The sequence below is a fragment of the Jatrophihabitans endophyticus genome, assembly GCF_900129455.1.
In the GTDB taxonomy this organism is placed as follows: domain Bacteria; phylum Actinomycetota; class Actinomycetes; order Mycobacteriales; family Jatrophihabitantaceae; genus Jatrophihabitans; species Jatrophihabitans endophyticus.
On the sequence record NZ_FQVU01000001.1, the window covers coordinates 270,959 to 289,700 of the forward strand.

The 18,742-nt window shown below is 73.1% G+C and carries 16 protein-coding genes; 2 read left to right on the top strand and 14 right to left on the bottom strand.

The genetic code is table 11. From position 1 onward, the window contains the following. Positions 1-58 precede the first annotated feature (58 nt). From cydD to BUE29_RS01295, 3 genes are read right to left on the bottom strand one after another with little or no spacing between them, the layout of a single operon-like run. Positions 59-3,550 carry a thiol reductant ABC exporter subunit CydD gene (cydD, locus tag BUE29_RS01285; RefSeq protein ID WP_073384955.1) on the bottom strand — a complete coding sequence of 1,164 codons (3,492 nt, stop codon included), beginning with the start codon at positions 3,548-3,550 and terminating at the stop codon, positions 59-61. Next, the gene (cydB, locus tag BUE29_RS01290) at positions 3,547-4,671 is read right to left on the bottom strand and encodes a cytochrome d ubiquinol oxidase subunit II (protein ID WP_073384957.1); all 1,125 of its coding nucleotides are present in this window, start codon (positions 4,669-4,671) and stop codon (positions 3,547-3,549) included. Before cydB ends, cydD begins: the two co-directional genes overlap by 4 nt. A 31-nt stretch (positions 4,672-4,702) precedes the next feature. Continuing rightward, the gene (locus BUE29_RS01295; RefSeq protein ID WP_234971303.1) at positions 4,703-6,226 is read right to left on the bottom strand and encodes a cytochrome ubiquinol oxidase subunit I; all 1,524 of its coding nucleotides are present in this window, start codon (positions 6,224-6,226) and stop codon (positions 4,703-4,705) included. A 349-nt stretch (positions 6,227-6,575) separates the two neighbouring features. Here BUE29_RS01295 and BUE29_RS01300 point away from each other — a divergent pair, with 349 nt between their 5' ends. Then, complete coding sequence (locus tag BUE29_RS01300) at positions 6,576-7,100, top strand: hypothetical protein (RefSeq protein WP_407657314.1); 525 nt, start codon at positions 6,576-6,578, stop codon at positions 7,098-7,100. A 107-nt stretch (positions 7,101-7,207) separates the two neighbouring features. Here BUE29_RS01300 and BUE29_RS01305 read toward each other — a convergent pair whose 3' ends face one another. The 4 genes from BUE29_RS01305 to BUE29_RS01320 are packed head-to-tail and all read right to left on the bottom strand — an operon-like array spanning position 7,208 to position 11,682. Next, positions 7,208-7,669, bottom strand: coding sequence for a Rossmann-fold NAD(P)-binding domain-containing protein (locus tag BUE29_RS01305; RefSeq protein ID WP_143167918.1), 462 nt, complete (start codon positions 7,667-7,669; stop codon positions 7,208-7,210). Between the two features lie 38 nt (positions 7,670-7,707). Further along, positions 7,708-9,423: an IlvD/Edd family dehydratase gene (locus BUE29_RS01310; RefSeq protein ID WP_073384963.1), complete on the bottom strand. Its 1,716-nt coding sequence runs from the start codon at positions 9,421-9,423 to the stop codon at positions 7,708-7,710. Continuing rightward, complete coding sequence (locus BUE29_RS01315) at positions 9,420-10,781, bottom strand: family 4 glycosyl hydrolase (RefSeq protein WP_073384965.1); 1,362 nt, start codon at positions 10,779-10,781, stop codon at positions 9,420-9,422. Before BUE29_RS01315 ends, BUE29_RS01310 begins: the two co-directional genes overlap by 4 nt. 10 nt (positions 10,782-10,791) lie before the next feature. Next, entirely contained in the window at positions 10,792-11,682 is an 891-nt protein-coding gene (locus BUE29_RS01320; RefSeq protein ID WP_084180588.1) for a fumarylacetoacetate hydrolase family protein, read from the bottom strand. A gap of 78 nt (positions 11,683-11,760) precedes the next feature. Between BUE29_RS01320 and BUE29_RS01325 the strand changes: the two genes are divergently transcribed. Continuing rightward, positions 11,761-12,486: a hypothetical protein gene (locus tag BUE29_RS01325; protein ID WP_073384968.1), complete on the top strand. Its 726-nt coding sequence runs from the start codon at positions 11,761-11,763 to the stop codon at positions 12,484-12,486. Positions 12,487-12,571: 85 nt separating this feature from the next. Here the strand turns inward: BUE29_RS01325 and BUE29_RS01330 are convergent, their stop codons facing one another. The 7 genes from BUE29_RS01330 to BUE29_RS01360 are packed head-to-tail and all read right to left on the bottom strand — an operon-like array spanning position 12,572 to position 18,665. Continuing rightward, positions 12,572-13,243, bottom strand: a complete 672-nt coding sequence (locus tag BUE29_RS01330) for a polysaccharide deacetylase family protein (protein WP_143167919.1) — start codon at positions 13,241-13,243, stop codon at positions 12,572-12,574. Positions 13,244-13,257: 14 nt separating this feature from the next. Next, positions 13,258-13,551: a hypothetical protein gene (locus tag BUE29_RS01335; RefSeq protein WP_073384972.1), complete on the bottom strand. Its 294-nt coding sequence runs from the start codon at positions 13,549-13,551 to the stop codon at positions 13,258-13,260. Between the two features lie 44 nt (positions 13,552-13,595). Beyond that, positions 13,596-14,354, bottom strand: a complete 759-nt coding sequence (locus BUE29_RS01340; RefSeq protein WP_073384975.1) for a DeoR/GlpR family DNA-binding transcription regulator — start codon at positions 14,352-14,354, stop codon at positions 13,596-13,598. Between the two features lie 2 nt (positions 14,355-14,356). Next, positions 14,357-15,394, bottom strand: a complete 1,038-nt coding sequence (locus BUE29_RS01345) for a D-2-hydroxyacid dehydrogenase (RefSeq protein WP_073384977.1) — start codon at positions 15,392-15,394, stop codon at positions 14,357-14,359. Between the two features lie 2 nt (positions 15,395-15,396). Beyond that, entirely contained in the window at positions 15,397-16,281 is an 885-nt protein-coding gene (locus BUE29_RS01350) for a carbohydrate ABC transporter permease (protein WP_084180589.1), read from the bottom strand. 12 nt (positions 16,282-16,293) lie between these two features. Next, complete coding sequence (locus tag BUE29_RS01355) at positions 16,294-17,280, bottom strand: carbohydrate ABC transporter permease (RefSeq protein WP_084180590.1); 987 nt, start codon at positions 17,278-17,280, stop codon at positions 16,294-16,296. 23 nt (positions 17,281-17,303) lie between these two features. Next, positions 17,304-18,665 (bottom strand): ABC transporter substrate-binding protein, encoded by a 1,362-nt coding sequence (locus BUE29_RS01360; protein WP_073384978.1) that lies wholly within the window; start codon positions 18,663-18,665, stop codon positions 17,304-17,306. Positions 18,666-18,742 lie beyond the last annotated feature (77 nt).

The following is an 18,742-nucleotide window of genomic DNA, read 5'->3' on the forward strand; positions in this document are numbered from 1 at the left end:
GTGCCGTCGCCACGGCAGCGGTACCTGGATGTCGATCACCCGGACACCCGGAAACGGGTCAGGCGGTCCCCGCGACGGGCGTGACGTCGCGGAGCCGGCCGTCTACGACGGCGAGCACCGCGTCCAGTCGCTCGACCGGGACGCGGCGGTGGGTGGTGAGCAGCACGGTCCGCCCGGCCGTGGCGGCGAGCAGGTCGGCGAGCACGGCCCGCTCGGTGTCCGGGTCGAGGTGCGCCGTCGGCTCGTCGAGGACGAGGACGGCGGGGTCGGCGAGCAGGGCCCGTGCGAGCAGCAGTCGTTGCCGCTGCCCACCGGAGAGCGCGCCGCCGTCCGGGCCGGCGGCGGTGTCCCACCCGTCGGGCAGACCAGTCACGAACTCGGCCAGCCCGGCGCGGCGGGCGGCGGCGCCGAGGTCGGCATCGGTGGCCTCGGGCCGGACGACGCGCAGGTTGTCGCGCAGGCTCGTGTCGAAGACGTGATCGCCCTGCAGCGACCCGGCGACGAGCGGCGGGACGGCGGCGGCGGGCAGCTGCGCGAGCGGCGTCCGGCCGGCCGTCGACGTGAGGTCCAGCCGGCCGCGCTGCACCGGGAGCAGGCGCATCGCGGCGGTGAGCAGCGTGCTCTTGCCGCAGCCGCTGGGCCCGGTGACGGCGATCCGGCGGCCGGGTGCGAGCGCGAGGTCGGCGTCGCGGATGACGAGATCGGCGCCGGTGGCCGGCGCCAGGTCCACGCCGTCGGCGGCCACCCCGACCGGGGTCCGGTCGCTCGGCGCGGCGGGGACGGTCCCGGCGGGCTCGGGGACGGGGGCGGGCGTGGCGAGCAGGGTGGCGACACGCGCCAGACTGGCCCGCAGCCGGCCCCAGGCGGCGAACGCGGCGGGCAGCGGCGCGACCGCCTCGAAGCCGGTGAGCACGCACGCGAGCAACGCCCCCACGACGAGCGGGTCGACCCCGCCGCCGGCCACCAGCTGTACGGTGACGGCGAGCACGGCGGGCAGCGTCGTCGCGGAGACGAGGCCGGTGAGCCCGGCGCCGAGCGCGGCCGCGGCGGCGGGCCGGCGGGAGCGGCCGAGCGCCTCGGTGTCGGCGTCGCCCACGCCGGCGAGCGCACGGCGCGCCGCTCCGTAGGCGGTGAGCTCGGCGAGGCCGGCGAGCAGCGCCGTCGAGCGCCGGTCGCGCTCGCCGACCGCCGCGGCCACGGCCCGTCCGGAGCCGGCCGCCCGGCGGGTGAACCAGGCCGCCACCACCAGCGCGGCGACCAGGCCGGCGGCGAGGACGGTGCCGGCGGCCGGCAGCACGAGCACCGCCAGCGCCGCCGCGCCACCGGCCGTGATCGCGGCGCCGGCGAGGGGCAGCACCGCCCGCACCAGGCCGTCCTGGATGGCGTCGACGTCACCGACGAAGCGGCGCAGCAGGTCGCCGCGGGCGAGGCCGGCCAGACCGGTCGGGGCGAGGGGTTCGAGTGCGGCGAAGACCCGCGCCCGCACCTGCGCCAGCAGTCGCAGCGCGACGTCGTGCGCGACGAGGCGGTCGCCGTAGCGCAGCAGCGCGCGGGCCAGCGCGAACGTCCGCACGCCGACGACGGCGACCTCCAGCGCCTGCACGTTCGGGTGCTGCGACGCGCGGCAGATGAGCCACACCGAGGTGGCCGTCAGCGCGAGGGCCGCGAGACCGGTCGCGCCGGAGAGCACCGCCGCGATCACGAGGCGACGTCGCAGGGCCGGGTCGACGTCGAGCAGGGTGCGCAGCCGGGCCGGCGCGGCGGGCGCCGGCCCGGCGACGGCCGTCATCGGCACTGCACGCTCGACCGGTCCGGGTGTGGGCAGGGCCGGCCGCACCGGTCGGGCGATCGCCCGGTCGGACTCGATCCGCCCGTCGCGCAGCTCGACGGTGCGCTCGGCCACGGCGGCGAGGGCGTCGCTGTGGGTCACCATGACGACCGTCGCCCAGCCGGCGAGCGAGCCGATCACGCTCGCGACGACCTGCTCGGTCACGGGGTCGAGATCCTCGCTCGGCTCGTCGAGCAGCAGCAGCGGCACCTCCCCGAGGGCGTGGACGGCGCGGGCGCGCAGCAGGGCACGGGCGAGCGCGACCCGGCGCCGCTGCCCGGCTGACACCCGGACGCCGTCCTCGCCGAGCGGGGTGTCCCCGGCCGGCGCGCGGCAGTCGGCGACGGCCTGCGCGAGCTGCGCGGCGGTGGCCGACGGATCGCCCAGCGCGACCTCGGCGGACACCGTGGGCTGGGTGGGGGTGGGGCGCTGCGGCACCCACGCGGTGTGCGCACGCCACGCGTCGGAGTCGAGGACGACGGCGTCCCCCGGGTCGGCTCCGCGTCCGCCGGCGTACACCGCCCCGGCGGACGGTGCGACGAAGCCCAGCAGCACGCCGAGCAGCGTGGACTTGCCGCCGCCGCTCGGGCCGCGCACGGCGAGCACCTGACCGGCGGGCACGTCGAGGTCGAGGCGGTCGAGCGCCGGGGCGCCACGCCCCGCGTGGTGGACGGACAACCCGCGCACCGAGAGGGCCGTCCCCGAGCGCGGTGCCGGGCCGGCCGCGGCCGCGACGACGCCGTCGGCCAGCGACACCGCGGCCGCCTCGTCGAGCACGTCGAGCGCGGCACCGGCGGCGACCCGGCCCTCCTCGGCGGCGTGGTACTGGGCGCCGACCGCGCGCAGCGGCGCGAACAGCTCCGGGGCCAGCAGCAGCACCAGGAGCGCGGTGCGCAGCGACAGGCCGCCGTGGTCGAGGCGCAGACCCACGTCGACCGCGACCACCGCGACCGACAGCGTCGCGATCACGTCGAGCACCAGCCCGGACAGGAACGCCACCTTGAGGGTGGCGAGCGTGTGCCGGCGGTAGGCGTCGGTCGCCCGCCGCACGGTGTCGACCTGGGCCCGGGCCCGGCCGTACACCTTCAGCGAGGTCAGTCCCTGCACGAGGTCGAGGAAGTGCCCGGCCAGCCGGGCGAGCAGCGCATACTGGGTCGCCATCCGCCGTCGCGTCGTGACGCCCACGAGCACCATGAACAGGGGGACGAGCGGCAGGCAGCCGACCAGGATGGCCGCGCTCTGCCAGTCGGCCAGTCCGATGCGCGCCACGACGAACGGCGGGACGACGCCGGCGGCGACCATGGCCGGCAGCGCGCGGGTGAGGTACCCGTCCAGCGCGTCCAGGCCTGGACCCGCGGCGGTGACGAGACGCCCGGAGGGCTGCGCCGCGGCCCACGTCGGACCGAGCCGCACGACGGCGGCCAGCACCCGGCCACGCAGGTCGGCACGCACCCGCTCCGAGGACCGCGCGCCGACCCACTCCTGCCCGGCGCCGAGCACGGCCCGGCCGACCCCCACCCCGACGAGCAGCAGCAACGGCCGGCCGAGCGCGCCGAGCCCGGCGGTCCCGTGCAGCACCACCGTCGCGACGATCTCGGCGAGCAGCGCGGCCTGCGCGACGACCAGCAACGCGCCGGCGAACTGCAACGCCACCAGGGCGGCGAGCTGCCGTCGCACCGCGGGGACGGTGCGCGGCAGCCGCGGGTCGACCGGAGCGCTCACTGCGGCACGTCCTGCTCCCCCGGCCGGCCACCGTCGGCACGCGAGGCGCCGTGGCCCACGCCGAGGGTGTGCTGCGCGGACGAGCGCGCGCGGTCCAGCACCGACCCGACGCGACCGGGGACCGCGGGGGCTGCTCCCGCGTCGGTGAGCTCGCCGGTGACGCGGGCGCGGAACACCCAGTACGTCCACGCCTGGTACGCGAGCACGATCGGCGTGCAGACGAGCGCGACACCGGTCATCACCGCGAGCGTGTGCGGGCTGGAGCTGGCGTTGTGGACGGTCAGCGAGAACGCGGCGTCGTTGCGGGCCGGCAGCATGTTCGGCCACATCGCCGAGAACGCCCAGATCGGCACCAGTGCGGCGGTCGCCGCGGTCGCCGCGAACCCGAGCACCTGCTGGCGCGGCCGGGCCACGACGGCCACCGCGAGCACGGCCACCATGAGGATCCCGATCTCGACGCTGAGCGCGCCGCCGCGCACCTGCGACGTCCAGACGACCCACGCGAGGGCGAGCACGAGCGACACCGGCCCGAGCAGGCGGGCGTACCCGGCGGCGCGGGTCGCGACGTCGCCGGTCGCCCGCAGCGTCAGGAACCGCGCGCCGTGGAAGGCGAACAGGCTCAGGGTGGTCAGGCCACCCAGCAGCGCGTAGGGCGTGAGCAGCGAGAAGAACCCGCCCGTCATCACGTGGTCGCGGTCGAGCTCGACGCCGCGCACGAAGTCGGCGAACGCGACGCCGATCAGCAGCGCCGGCACCAGCGAGCCGACGACCACGCCGAGGTCGCACCACCGGCGGCCGTTGTCGGTCTCGGCGCGGTGGCGGTACTCGATGCCGATGCCGCGCACGATGAGGCCGGCGAGCAGCAGCGCGAACGCGAGGTAGAAGCCGGAGAACACCGACGCGTACCACTCGGGGAACGCCGCGAAGCTCGCCCCGCCCGCGACGATCAACCACACCTCGTTGCCGTCCCACACCGGACCGATCGTGCGCAGCGTGAGCTGCCGCTGGGCGTCGTTGCGCCCGACCAGCGGCAGCAGCATGCCGACGCCGAAGTCGAACCCCTCGAGCACGAAGAAACCCGCCCACAGGATCGCGATGACCCCGAACCAGAACCCTTGCACCGTGTGTTCCTCTTCCTCGTGATTCGGCCGGTCAGACCAGGCTCAGCTGCGAGTCGTCGGACTCGTCGGCCGGCCCGTCGGGGTCGCGGGGACCGTCGGCGACGGCCGGCGCCGCCGGGTCGGGCCCGGTGCGGGCGATGCGGCGCACCAGGGTGAAGCAGATGACGCCGAGCACGCCGTAGAGCAGCGTGAAGCCGACGAGCGTGGTCAGCACCATGCCGGAGCCGACGTTGGTGCTGATGCCGTCCTTGGTCCGCAGCAGGCCGTAGACCAGCCAGGGCTGACGGGCGGTCTCGGTGAAGATCCAGCCGGCCGAGTTCGCGGCCAGCGGCAGGACGACCGTCCACGTGGCGATCCGCAGCAAGCGGCGCGAGGAGGTGAGCCGGCCGCGCCGCCACTGGACGACGACCGCCGCGGCGAGCAGCCCGGCGAGCGCACCGAAGCCGATCATCAGCCGGAACGTCCAGTACGCGAGCCAGACGACGGGGATGTAGCTGCCGGGCCCGTACTTGGCCTCTTCCGCCTGCTGGATGTCGTTGACGCCGGCGACGTACCCGCCGGGACGGTTGGTGGCGAGGATGGACAGGCCGTCCGGGATCGCGATGTCGATCTTGTTCCGACCCTTCTCGACGTCGCCGTAGGCGAAGAGGCTGAAGGAGGCGTGGTCCTTGCTGTCCCACAGGGCCTCGGCGGCGGCCATCTTCATCGGCTGCTGCTCGGTCATGAGCTGGCCCTGCGCGTGACCCACCAGGCTCGAGGACACCGCACCGAAGAGCACGACACCCAGCGCGAGCCCGGCGACCTTGCGGTGCACCGGGTCGGCGGCGTCGCCGTCCTTGCGCAGGTGCCAGGCGCTGACCGAGAGCAGGATGCCGCCGGCGGTGAGGATCGCGGCGAACACCACGTGCGGGAACGTCAGCAGCTGCGTGGAGTTGGTGAGCACCTTCCAGATGGACGTCAGCTCGACGCGGCGATGCTCGGCGCTGTAGACGAGGCCCACCGGGTGCTGCATGAAGCTGTTCGCGGCGAGGATGAAGTAGGCGCTGATGACGGTGCCGATGGCGGCCAGCCAGATGGTGGCCAGGTGAAGCCGCGGGCTGAGCAGGTCACGGCCGAAGATCCACAGGCCGAGGAACGTCGACTCGAGGAAGAACGCGATCAGCCCCTCCATCGCCAGCGGGGCACCGAAGATGTCGCCGACGAAGCGCGAGTAGGCCGACCAGTTCATGCCGAACTGGAACTCCTGCACGATGCCGGTGACGATGCCCAGGGCGAAGAGCACCAGCATGATGCGGCCCCAGAAGCGCGACGCACGGTCCCAGGTGTCGGCGGTCGCGGACGCGACCGGACCCACCGGCGCCGCCGCCGCACCGTCCGAGCCGTCCGGATCGCCCCCGACCGCGGTGGCGGCCGCCGGCGCGGCGTGACGTGCCCGGTAGGCCAGCGTCTGCATCACCGCGACGAGCAGCGTCAGTCCGATGGACAACGGGACGATGAGGAAGTGATAGACGGTCGTGCTGGCGAACTGCCAGCGGGCCAACATCGTCGGGTCCACGAACACACCTCGCGAGATCGCTGTTTGTCGTTGCGGCCGTCGCGACGCACACGCGTCACCCGGCCGCTCGCCACCCTTCTCGCGCGTGGACGCGCGCAGCAGGGAACTAGTGCGGGGCTCGGCCTAGGACCTTCGACCCGGCGCGTCCCGGCCCCGCCGCGTCCCGGGCGGGACCGGGACGAAGGTCATGGGACGTCCCCCGGCGTTGGGCCCCTCCCCCGGCGCCGCGGCGCGCGCAGTCTGGATTCACCGCAGGACGCGGCCTTCCGAGGAGGAGGACGTCATGACCACCGACCGCTCCATCATCAGCACCAGCACCAGCCACGAGGTCGCCGAGGCGCCGGGCTCCATGCTCAGCCACGCCGGCGCCCGCGCCCTGGCCGTGCTGCGCATCGCCACCGGATTCGTCTTCCTGTGGGCGTTCCTCGACAAGACGTTCGGGCTCGGCTACTCCACGGAGTCGGCGAAGGCCTGGATCCACGGCGGCTCCCCGACCGACGGCTTCCTGTCGCACGTCGAGGTCGGCCCGCTGCAGTCGCTGTTCCACACCATGGCCGGCACCTGGTATGCCGACTGGCTGTTCATGCTCGGCATGCTCGGTGTCGGCGCCGCCGTCATCGCCGGCGTCGGCGTGCGGCTCTCCGCCGCCGCGGGTGCGCTCATCATGGCCCTCATGTGGCTGGCCGAGTTCCCCCTGGCCCAGCACACCTCCGCCGGTGCCCCCAGCGGCTCGGTCAACCCGCTCGTCGACTACCACATCGTGTACGCCGTCGCGCTGATCGTCGTCGCCCTCACCTACGCCGGCGACACCTGGGGCCTCGGCCGCAGCTGGGCCCGGCTGCCGATCGTGCGCCGCTTCGGCTGGCTGCGCTAGCAGCGAGCGCTCCACCCGATCCGTCTCCCACACCGGCGAGCGGGACCGTCCCCCCACGGTCCCGCTCGTCTCTTCGTGCGCGCGACGCGAGGAGGACGCGCCACGAGTCACACCGGACGGTGCGACCACGGCCGCACGGCGCCGAGCACGGTGTCGTGGCCGTCACGCAGGGCGCCGAGCGCGGCGGCCGAGATCTCCGCCGGCGTGTGCCACCGCGAGCCGCCCGCCCCCCGGGCCCAGCCCAGCACCACCCGCACCGCGTCCGGCGCGGCGAGGTCGGCGAGGGTGGCGGGCGGCCGCAGCGCGGCGCTGGGCAGCAGCCGCACGACCCGTCCCGACACCGCGGCGACGAGCGCGGCGACGCTCGCGGCGGGCGCGGTCGGCGCGTACACCAGCGCCTCGTCCAGCTCCCGACCCTCGAGCGCGACCCGCACGGCGGCGGTGTCGTGCCAGTCCACCGCGACCGGGACGACCCCGGCGAGGTCGACGTGTCGGGCGAGGGCGTGGACCTCCGCCCCACCGGCCCGGAGCGCCGCCACGGCCGGGCGGAGCGCGCCCGTCGCCCCCACCACGAGGACCCGCCGCGGCCCGCCGCCCGGCCCGTCGTTCAGAACGCCTGCCTCGGGACGTCGGCCCCGCTGCGCCCCCGCAGGAAGTCGAAGTCGGCGCCCACCTCGGCCCCGGTGACGTGCTCGACGAACAGCCGCAGGTACCCACGGTCGGTGCCCGGGGCCGGTTCGGCCCGCCACTCCGCGCGACGCCGTGCCAGCTCGGCGTCGTCGACCTCCAGGTCGAGCCGGCGGGCCGGGACGTCGAGGACGACGACATCGCCGTCGCGGACGAGCGCCAGCGGGCCGCCCGCCGCCGCCTCGGGAGCCACGTGCAGCACGACGGTGCCGTAGGACGTCCCGCTCATCCGCGCGTCGGAGATGCGGACCATGTCACGCACCCCCTGTTCCAGCAGGCGTTTCGGCAGCGCGACGTTGCCGATCTCGGGCATGCCGGGGTACCCGCGCGGCCCGGCGTTGCGCACGACGATGACGTCGTCGGCCGCGATGTCGCAGTCGGGCCGGTCGGCCTCGGCCAGGTAGTCCTCGACGCGGTCCCACACCCGGGCGCGGCCGCGGTGTCGCATCAGCTCCGGCGCCGCGGCCGACTGCTTGATCACCGCGCCCGCGGGCGCGAGCGAACCGCGCAGGACCGCGATGTGCGACCCCGGCGGCTTCACCGGGTCGTCGAACGTCCGGATCACCTCGCGGTCGTGGCACTGCGCCGCGGCGTAGTTCTCGCCGAGCGTGCGGCCGGTGACGGTGCGGGCTGCGCGATCGAGCCGCTCCCCCAGCTCGGCGACGAGCGCGCCCGCCCCGCCGGCGTAGCAGAAGTCCTCCATCAGGAAGCGCCCCGACGGCATGAGGTCCACGAGCGTCGGCAGGTCGGCGGCGAGCGCGTCGAAGTCGTCGAGCGTCAGCGACACGCCGAGCCGGCCCGCGATCGCCAGCAGGTGCACCACGGCGTTGGTCGAGCCACCGAGCGCGGCGTTGACGCGGATCGCGTTCTCGAACGACGCCCGCGTCACCACGCGCGACATCGTCAGCTGCTCGGCCACCATCGCGACGATCCGTCGACCGGCGAGATGGGCGAGGGTGCGCCGGCGGGCGTCGTCGGCGGGCAGGTCCGCCCCGCCGGGCAGCTGCATGCCCAGCACCTCCCCGAGCACGGCCATGGTCGAGGCCGTCCCCATGGTCATGCAGTGACCCCGGCTGCGCGCCATGCACCCCTCGGCCTCGGCGAGCTCCGCCGCACCGATCTCGCCGGCGCGGTACTGCTCGGTCAACCGCCACACGGACGTCCCCGACCCGATGTCGGTGCCGCGGTACTTGCCGTTGAGCATCGGGCCGCCGGTGAGCAGCACCGTCGGCAGGTCCACGCTCGCCGCGCCCATCAGGTACGCCGGCGTCGTCTTGTCGCACCCCGCGAGCAGCACCACGCCGTCGAGCGGGTTGGCACGCAGCGTCTCCTCGAGATCCATCGAGATCAGGTTGCGCAGCAGCATCGCCGACGGCCGGACGAGCGGTTCGCCGGCCGACGTCGTCGGGAACTCGAACGGCACCCCGCCGGCCTGCCAGACGCCCCGCTTCACGTGCTCGGCCAGCTCACGCAGGTGCACGTTGCACGGCGTCAGCTCCGACCAGCTGTTGGCGATGCCGATGACGGGACGGCCCTCGAAGCTGTCGTCGGGCAGCCCCTCCGAACGCAGCCACGACCGGTGCATGATGCCGGTCTTGCCCTCGGCCGCGAACCAGGCCGCGGAGCGCAGGCTCATCGGAAGCGCGGCAGGTGCTGCCGCTGCGCGTCGATGAGCGCGTCGGTCAACCGGGCGGCGGCGTCGGGGTCGGTGACCGCGCCGTCGGCGATGACCGCCTCGACGGCGAGGTCGCGGTCGCCGGTCATGGCCGCCTCGGTCGCGAGGTACACCGACGTCAGCCGCTGGTTGAGGATGGCGGTCAGCGGCGTCGACAGATCGGGCACGGCGATCGGACGGATGCCGCGCGCGGTGGCCACGCCGGGCAGCTCGAGCGCGGCGTCGTCGGGCAGCCCGGGGACGGCGCCACGGTTGAGGACGTTGCAGGAGAACATGTCGCGCGAGTCGGTGAGCACCGAGCGGATGATGCCGATCAGCTGCTCCTGCTCGCCGCTGGAACGGTCGAAGATGGACTCGTCGAGCGGCTGCGTGCCGTCGGCCTGCGCCACCATCGACTGGTAGCGGTTCTCGCCCCACTCGAGGATCTCGGGGACGGAGAACGCGTCGACGCCGAGCGTCTTGCCGAAGTACGTGCCGCCCTCCCACCGCTGCGGGAAGAACTCCGTGACGTGCCGGTCCTCGGCGGCGGGGAACGCGCCGTAGCGGCCGAACAGCTCCCACGAGAACGGGTTGTTCCAGGCCTTGGTGCCGTCGGCGAAGATGTTGCCGAGATCGTCGGGATCGGCGGGCTCGGCCAGCTCGGCGGCGACCTTCTCGCGCACCAGCGGCCACGCGTCCGCTCCGCTCCACCGGAAGTCGTAGATGAACGTCAGGTGGTTGATGCCGGCGTAGAGCGTCGAGGTCTCTTCGAACGGCTTGCCGATGAACGCGGCGAGGTGGTGCTGCACGTGGTGCATGCCGTGGCAGAGGCCGACGACGTGCTCGGCCCCGGCCCAGCGCGCCATCGCCATCACGTTGGCGGTCATCGGGTTGCTGTAGTTGAAGAAGTGCGCGTCCGGCGCGAGGTCGACGACGTCGCGCGCGACCTCGACGAGCACGGGCGTCGTGCGCAGCAGACGCGACACCCCGCCGGGCATCACCGAGTCGCCGACGGGCTGGAAGACGCCGTGGCGCATGCACACCTCGTGGTCGGTCTGCCAGCCCGGGCGACCGCCGACGCCGACGCAGGTGACGACGAAGTCGGCACCGGGCAGCACGTCGCGCCGCCGGGTCGACCCCACGACGGTGATGTGGTCGCCGGCGCCGCGTGCCTCGACCATCCGCTGCGCCAGGCCGACCGCCTTGGCCAGCGGCTCCTCGGCGATGTCGACGAGCCGGATCTCCCAGTCGCCGAGGTCGCGGGCCGAGATGAGGTCGGCGAGCAGGCCGCGGGTGAAGACGGCGCTGCCGGCGCCGATGAGGACGAGCACGCGTCGCATGGGATTCCGATCAGACGTGGCGGACGGGGTTGGTGAGCTCGCCGACGCGCTCGACGCCGACGGTCACCACGTCGCCGTCGGCCAGGTACACCGGCGGGGTGCGGAAGCCGCCGACGCCGGGGGGCGTGCCGGTGAGCACGACGTCGCCGGCCTCGAGCGTGACGGTGGCCGTGAGGTGACGCAGCAGCGTGGCGACGTCGAAGATCATGTCGGCGGTGGTGGCGTCCTGCATGGTCGCGCCGTTGACGGTCGTCCAGATGCGCAGCGCCTGCGGGTCACCCACCTCGTCGGGGGTGACGAGCTCCGGGCCGAGCGGGCAGAACGTGTCGAGGGACTTGCCCCGCGTCCACTGTGTATCGGCGAACTGCAGGTCGCGCGCCGAGACGTCGTTGCCGACGGTGTACGCGGCGACGTCGGCGAGCGTGCCCGGCCGCGCCGGGCCGCAGGGCCGGCCGACGACGACGGCGAGCTCGGCCTCCCAGTCGACGCTGGTGGTGATCGCGGCGGGGACGACGATCGGCTCACCCGGCCCCGCGATCGAGCTCGGGTACTTGGCGAAGGTGAGCGGCTCGCTCGGCGCCGCCAGACCGGTCTCGGCCGTGTGGTCGCGGTAGTTGAGCCCGATCGCGACGATCTTGCCCGGCCGTCGCAGCGGGGCCAGCACGGCGAGCGCCGCCCGGTCGTACACCGGTGCGTCGGCCGCGGCGAGCGCGGCGCGCGCGACCTCGCCGAGATCGGCACCGGCGCGCAGCAGGTCGAGCAGCGGGTCCGCACTGCCCGGCGTCACCTCCGGGAGCGCGACGGCACGTTCGCCGGCCAGGACGACGCCACGGACGTCGTCGCCGCCGGCGTCACCGCGGTCGTCGTCGACCTGCGGGACTCGGGCACGGGCCAGCCTCATGCTGCTCCTCTCCGGGGTTGCGAGCGTATCCGCGCACTCTTCGGTTGACAATGACTGTTTCTGCGCGATTCTGACTGGATGACGACCTTGGTTCGCGTTCCCCTCCCCGCCCTGGCCGGATCGCCCGGCCTCGTCCAGGGGCGCTACGGCGAGAGCGGCAATCTCGAGCTCGCCGTCCCGGGTGCGCACGGCGGCGTGTGGATCTTCTGGTTCAACGCCGATGCCGACACGGGCGTCGCGGTGCGCGAGGGCGCGCCACCGAGATGCTGGAGCGGCGGTCTGCAGGTGCTCGCCGGCGTCCCGGTCGAGGCGGCGCGCATCAGCCAGCTGCACGCGGGACCGGACCACCTCGAGCTGTTGGCGCTCGCCGACGGCGAGCTGCACCGGCTGTACTGGGCACCCGCCGAGGGCTTCGTCGCCACCGGGACGATCGCCCACGGCGTCGTCGCGGCGGGCCCGGTACGCGAGACGCCCACGTCGTTGACGATCGACGTCCGGCTCGCTGACGGCCGACCGGTGCGGCTCGTCACCGGCACCGAGCACTACCCCGCCGCGACGTGGGACGTGCTCCCCCGCACCGACGGCCCCGAGCCCGCACCACCCCCCGGACTGCCGGCCGACGTGCCGTACGACGCGGTCGCCTGGGCGCGCACCACGCTCGACGGCGGGCGGGTGGACGCCGTCCTGCGCAGGGGATCCGGCCTCGCGCACCTGTACCGCGGTCCGGGCCGTTGGAGCGCCCCGGAGCCGGTCGTGTCGCAGGTGTGGATCGCCGACGACGCGCCCGTGCACCGCCGGTCCTGACCCGGACCAGGCGCGGGCCGAGCTTCGGCGGCAATCGACACCGGACGCCGCAGGCGCAGGACGATCGGCAGGCCGGCGGCGATCGTCAGGCGATGCGGTGGATCATCGTGTTGCTGATCTGGTAGCGGTAACCGGCCTGCTGCAACGCCCGGTCGTGCCGCTCGCTCATCCCCCACTGCGTCCCGTGCAGCCACACGAACGCGGGGGCGGACTGCCCGGTCGCCGCGTCCATCCGTCGTTTGGGCTCGAACACCTCGCGCTCGAGGTCGTCGTCGGTGCCCACGTCGCCGATCCCGGCGTGCGACGCGGTGTGCGGGAGCACGACGTGACGGCGTGACAGCTCGGCCACCTCGTCCCAGCTGAGGGCGATGCGCTCCCCGCGCATCGCGAGCTCCTCGGCCGTCAACCCGATGTCGTGCGAGCGGGCGTAGACCTCCTGCTCCGCCGGCGGGGTGTCGACGAAGCCGGTGCAGACGGCGAACCAGGCGGCCAGGCCCAGCTCGTCGCAGACGGCGGCCGCGACGTCGTGACACGTGCGGTAGCCCTCGTAGAAGACGGGCACGAACCCCGGCCGGTCCGAGGTCCAGCGGCCGGTGGCGAAGAAGCCGTCCAGCTCGGCGAGCGTGACCGCCGCGAACCGCTTGGCGTAGCGCGCGAGCTCGTCGTACAACACGTCACGCTGACCGCGCGGCGTGTTGTGGAAGTTGACGACGCGCAGGAAGCGGCCGGCCGCGAGCGCGTCGCGATGGGCACTCATCGTCAGGTGCGCCGTCACGACCTGGCCTCGCGCCCGAAGTCGTCGTAGGCGACCGCCTGCAGCACGCTGATCACGCACCCCATGTCGCCCTCGCGTGCGCTCGGGGTGAGCGCGCGGCGATACGCGTCGAACGTCCGCGCCAGCGCCGCCCCGGTCGCCGCGGTCCCCGGTGCCGGGACCGGCCCCGCGCCGGGCACCGCACCTCGCTCGTCGACCAGGGCGAGCAGCATCGGGATGCCGTCGCTGCTGAACTCTCGGTCCTGGCACTCGCGCAGCACGTCGAGCGGCGCCGGGTCGTGGCCGGGCATGACTGACCTCCTGGTCTGGCGATGGCGGTGCGCCACACGGCGGATCAACGGATGACGACCTCCACGCCCTGGGCCCGGAACGCCTGCAGCGCCGGCGCGGGCGCGTCGCCGTCGGTGACGAGGCACGAGATCTGGTCGACGCGCGCCGAGCGGACCGGGCCGCGCCGGCCGAACTTGCTGGAGTCGGCCAGCACGACGAGCTTGTCGGCCGACTGCAGCATCCGGCGGTCGGTGCCGGCCTCGGTGACGTTGGCGCCGGAGATGCCGTGTTCGGGATCGACGCCGAAGGCGCTCGAGAACGCGAGGTCGACGTGAAACTCGGCGAGCACGTGCTCGGCGATGGGCCCGAGCAGCGACATCTCGTCGTGGCGCAGGACCCCGCCCAGCACCACGACCGAGATCTCGGGGTACCGCGCCAGCTGGTAGGCGATGTTGAGCCCGTTGGTCAGCACCGTCAGCCGCTCCCGGCCGGCGAGGAAGGGCAGCATCGTCTCGGTCGTGGTCCCGCCGGTGATCAGGACGGTCGCACCGTCGGGCACCCGCTCGGCCGCGGCCTCGCCGAGTCGCCGCTTCTGCTCGCTGCGCTCCGCGGAACGCGAGCTCAGCACCGGTTCGACGTCGGTGTCCAGCACGCTCGCCCCGCCGTGCACCCGCGTCAGCAATCCGCGCTCGTCCATCTCGCGCAGGTCCCGTCGCACGGTGGACGCGCTCACGCCGAGCTCCTCGGCGAGGTCGAGCACGTTGCCCGAACCGTGCGTGCGCACGTGCTGCAGGAGGCGTCGTTGCCGTTCCAGACTGAGCATGGTCAGTAACCTCGTTCGCGATCGACCCGGTTGAGCAGCGGCGCGCCGTCGACGAACCGACGAAGGTTGTCGGTGACGATGCGGCGCACCTGCTCGAAGTATCGCGGAGCGAGTCCCGAGACGTGCGGAGTGACGAGCACGTTCGGCTCGTGCCACCAGGGCGACGTCGGCGGCAGCGGTTCCTCGTCGAAGACGTCCAGGGCGGCGCCTGCCACCGCGCCCGAGCGCAGCGCGTGCAGCAGCGCCGACTCGTCGACGACCCCGCCGCGGGCGACGTTGATCACCACGGCGCCGGGCTTGAGCGCGGCGAGCGTCCGCCGACCGATCAGGCCGCGGGTGTGCTCCGTCAACGGCACCACGACGACGAGGTAGTCGGCCGTGGCGAGGACGTCGGCCAGCAGCTCGGGGCCGACGACGCGCACGTCGGCGTCGTCGGCCGTCGGGTCGACGGCGAACCCGCCGGCTGCGACGCCGAACTCGACCTGACCCGCACCCGCCGGGTCCGGCCGCCGGCCGCTGCGCGTGACGCCGACGACGCTCATGCCGTGTGTGCGGGCCAACCGGCCGATCTCGCGGCCGATGCGCCCGTAGCCGACGATCGCGACGGTCGCGCCGTCCAGCGCGGCGGGCAGGAAGGCGTCCCACCGCACCTGCGCCGTCGGCCAGTGCCGCGCGGCCCGGACGTCGAGCATGGCCGGGAGCCGGTGCGCGAACCCGAGGATGCAGAACAGCACGTACTGCGCGAGCGGCACCGGCGAGACGCCGCCGATGGTGGTGATCTCGACGTCCGATCGCCACAGCGCGGTGTCGCGCACGTGGTCGACCCCGGACGTGTCGAGCTGGACCCACCGCAGCCGCGGCGCGTCCCCCGGTTCGGGCAGCACGCTCGACGTGTGCAGCGCGTCCACACCACGCCAGACGTCCGCCGGCACGTCGGCGGCGCTGGCCGCGGGCAGCTGCACGACGTCGACGCCGGGCACCGCGGCGCGCAGCTCGTCGAGCCAGGCGGGCGGGAAGGCCAGGGTGCTGAGGTAGCGCATGGTCACTTGATCCCACTGCGGGCGAGACCCTGGACGAAGTACCGCTGGAACAGCACGAACAGCACGATGAGCGGCGAGATCATGAGCAGGCTCATCGCCATGATCGCGCCGTAGTTCGACGAGTACTGACCCTGCAGGTCGGTCACCATGCCGATGGGCAGCGTGAACAGCTCGTGGTTGCCGAAGAGCACCACCAGCGGCCACGCGAAGGCGTTCCACTCCGACATCGCGGTCAGCAGCGTCAGCACCGCGAGCAGCGGTCGGCACAGCGGCAGGACGATGCTGCGGAAGATCCGCAGCTGCCCGGCACCGTCGACGCGAGCCGCCTCGATGAGCTCGTCGGGGATGGCGAGGAAGAACTGCCGAGCGAGGAAGATCCCGAACACGGTGGCGCTCTCCGGCAGGATCACCGCCCATACGTTGCCGTACAGACCGAGGTGGATCGTGAACTTGAACTGCGCGATCATGATCGCCTGCACGGGAATCATCATCGTCGACAGCAGCAGCAGGAACAGCGCGTTGCGGCCCCGGAAGCGCAGCTTGGCGAAGGCGTAGCCCGCGAGCAGGTTGCAGCTCACCGTGATGGCCGTGACCGCCACGGCGATCAGCGTCGAGTTGCGGAACCACGTCCACACCGGGAAGTCGTGCACCGGCTGGCTGAAGTTCGACCAGGTCAGGTGCTGGGGCCACAGGTGCAGCCCGGGCGAGTAGAGGTCCTTCTGCGTCGAGAGCGCGGTGACGACCATCCAGTACAGCGGGAACAGGATGACGAGGGTCGCGAGTACCGCGAGGATCAGCCGCGGCACGAAGAACCGGCCGCGGCGCGACGTCCGCCGCACGGGTGCGACGGACGTCCCGCGGGTGGCGGGCAGGGTCACGGTGGCCATCGGTCGCTCCGTTCAGCCGGTCTGGTCGCGATTGCGGGACAGTCGCCACTGCGCGACCGTGATGAGCAGCGTGATGACGTAGATGACCATGCCGATCGCCGCGCCGTACCCGAGCAGCTGCGGGCCGTGGTCGTCGAAGGACTGCCGGTAGGCGTACGTCACGACGGTGGTGGTCGAGTACCCCGGCCCACCGCGGGTCATCGCCCACACCGTGTCGAAGACCTGGAACGAGTAGATGACGTTCATGACGAGCAGGAAGAACGTCGACGGCCCCAGCAGCGGGAACGTGACGTCGCGGAAGCGCCGCCACGGTGACGCGCCGTCGAGCTCGGCGGCCTCGAGCAGGTCGGGGCTCACCCCCTGCAGCCCGGCCAGGTAGATCAGCATGTCGAAGCCCACTCGCTGCCACAGCGTCATCAGCACGAGCGAGGTCATCGCCCAGTGCCCGTCGGACTGCCAGTTGATCGAACCGATGCCGATGGCGTCGAGCGCCTTGTTGAAGAAGCCGTTGTACTGGTCGAACATCCACGTGCCCAGCACGCCGGTGGCGACGCCCGAGATCACCAGGGGCAGGAAGATGATCGAGCGGTACAGCGTGCGCCCGGGCAGCACGCCGTTGAGCAGCACGGCGAGTCCCAGCCCGAGGGCCATGCCGACGGGCACCGTCGCCACCGTGAAGATCGCGGTGTTGAGCAGCGACTGCCAGAACACGCCGTCGGCGAAGAGGTCCGCGTAGTTGTTGACGCCGAGGAACTGCGATCCGCCGAGGGGATCGAGTCGCTGGAAGCTGTAGTACAGCGACATCGCGAGCGGTACGAGCAGGAACAGCGCGACCAGCACGATGTTGGGCAGCAGGAAGAACGCCGCGGCCGAGCCGTGCGCGCGACCGACCAGACCGCGCCCGCGTCGCGACCGCGCAGGCGGCAGCATCGCCTGCGCCGCGGGTGGCACGCCCGCGTCGGAGTTGTCGAAGTCGAGCACGTGCCCCTGGGTCGTCATCGCCCGGTCACCTCGTTCGTCCGTCAGAGCGCCTGGTCGACCTTCGTCGCGATGCCGCCGAGCGTGGCCGCGGTCGACTGGCCGTGGAACGCCTGTTCGAGCTGGTCCTGCAGCACGGTGTTGATCGTGGCGAAGGACGAGATCGTGGACTCCTTCACCACCGTGTCGGTGATGGTCGTCGCCTGCTCGGCGCACACCTTCACGACGTCGGGGCGGTAGGCGTACTGCAACGAGCTGTCGGCGAGCGATTTCAGGGTCGGGAGCTCGACGGCCTGCTCGCAGAAGTACTTCATGATCTCCTCGCTGGCGAGGAAACGCAGGAACGCGCCGGCCAGGTCGGGGTTCTTCGTCGTCTTCAACGCGACGATGGCGTTGCCGCCGAGGTCGGAGGCCGCGCCGGTGTCGCGTGGCATGTACGTGGCGCCCCAGTCGCCACCCTTGTAACCGGTCTTCGGCGCGGCGAGCTCGGGAACGAGGAAGTCCCCGACGAACGTCATCGGCACCGTCTGGTTGAGGAAGAAGTTGTCGGAGTACACGCTCGTCTTGATGGTGTTGTTCGCCGGCACCCACTTCTTATCGAAAAAGCTCTTGGTGAAGTCGAGCGCCTTGGTGCCGGCGCTGCTGGGCAGCGCGCACTTGCCGAGATCGGGGCTGAGCAGCGTGCCGCCGGCCTGGTACAGCCAGGACAGCCAGCGGAAGGCGCCGGCCTGCGTCCAGTCGTAGGCGAAGGGGAACTTGTTGGCCGGCAGCGACGACCGCAGCTTGGTGCAGACCGCCGAGAACTCGTCCCACGTCCAGGCGCTCTGCAGCGAGTCGGGCACCGAGGTGATGCCGGCGTCGGCGAACGCCTTCTTGCTGTAGACGACGCACGTCGTGTCGGTCTGGTGCGGGATGCCGTAGGGCGTGCCGTCGTACGTGATCGCCTTCCACAGCGCGGGCAGGAACTCGGCGATCTCGGCGTCGCTGAAGTAGGGCGAGACGTCGAGCAGCGCGCCGGCCTTGGAGTACTTGCCGATGGTGGTGTAGTCGACCCGGAAGATGTCGGGGGCGTTGCCGGACTGGATGCCGCGGTCGATGCCGGAGAAGAAGCTGTCGTACGGCGCGATCTTGAGCTTGATCGTGGCGCCCGGGTTCGCGGCCTCGAACTTCTGTTTCGCGTACGTGAACCCCGCGGTCTCGCCGGTGCTGCCGCCCCAGAACGCGAACGTCAGCGTGCCGCTCACCTTGCCCAGCGTGGCCTTGGCCCCGTTCGAGCCGCTCTTGGGCTTCGCCGCGGCGCTCGCCGTGTCGTCCGAGCCGCTGTGGACCGAGCTGCAGGCCCCCAGTCCGAGCAGGGCGGCGCTGCCGAGCGCACCGGAGAGGAAGTGGCGACGGGTGACGGTCATCTGGACTCCCGGAGGTCGAGAAGGCGTGGCGGGAGCCTGGCACTCGACACGGCGCTCGGTCAATAGTGAGCCACGAT

Excerpts from the sequence above, each read along its gene's own strand:
- BUE29_RS01300 (WP_407657314.1), top strand. The coding sequence starts at position 6,576 with ATGCTCAGCCACGCCGGCGCCCGCGCCCTGGCCGTGCTGCGCATCGCC.
- BUE29_RS01310 (WP_073384963.1), bottom strand. The coding sequence starts at position 9,423 with ATGAGCCTGCGCTCCGCGGCCTGGTTCGCGGCCGAGGGCAAGACCGGC.
- BUE29_RS01315 (WP_073384965.1), bottom strand. The coding sequence starts at position 10,781 with ATGCGACGCGTGCTCGTCCTCATCGGCGCCGGCAGCGCCGTCTTCACC.
- BUE29_RS01320 (WP_084180588.1), bottom strand. The coding sequence starts at position 11,682 with ATGAGGCTGGCCCGTGCCCGAGTCCCGCAGGTCGACGACGACCGCGGT.
- BUE29_RS01325 (WP_073384968.1), top strand. The coding sequence starts at position 11,761 with ATGACGACCTTGGTTCGCGTTCCCCTCCCCGCCCTGGCCGGATCGCCC.
- BUE29_RS01330 (WP_143167919.1), bottom strand. The coding sequence starts at position 13,243 with ATGAGTGCCCATCGCGACGCGCTCGCGGCCGGCCGCTTCCTGCGCGTC.
- BUE29_RS01335 (WP_073384972.1), bottom strand. The coding sequence starts at position 13,551 with ATGCCCGGCCACGACCCGGCGCCGCTCGACGTGCTGCGCGAGTGCCAG.
- BUE29_RS01340 (WP_073384975.1), bottom strand. The coding sequence starts at position 14,354 with ATGCTCAGTCTGGAACGGCAACGACGCCTCCTGCAGCACGTGCGCACG.
- BUE29_RS01345 (WP_073384977.1), bottom strand. The coding sequence starts at position 15,394 with ATGCGCTACCTCAGCACCCTGGCCTTCCCGCCCGCCTGGCTCGACGAG.
- BUE29_RS01350 (WP_084180589.1), bottom strand. The coding sequence starts at position 16,281 with ATGGCCACCGTGACCCTGCCCGCCACCCGCGGGACGTCCGTCGCACCC.
- BUE29_RS01355 (WP_084180590.1), bottom strand. The coding sequence starts at position 17,280 with ATGACGACCCAGGGGCACGTGCTCGACTTCGACAACTCCGACGCGGGC.
- BUE29_RS01360 (WP_073384978.1), bottom strand. The coding sequence starts at position 18,665 with ATGACCGTCACCCGTCGCCACTTCCTCTCCGGTGCGCTCGGCAGCGCC.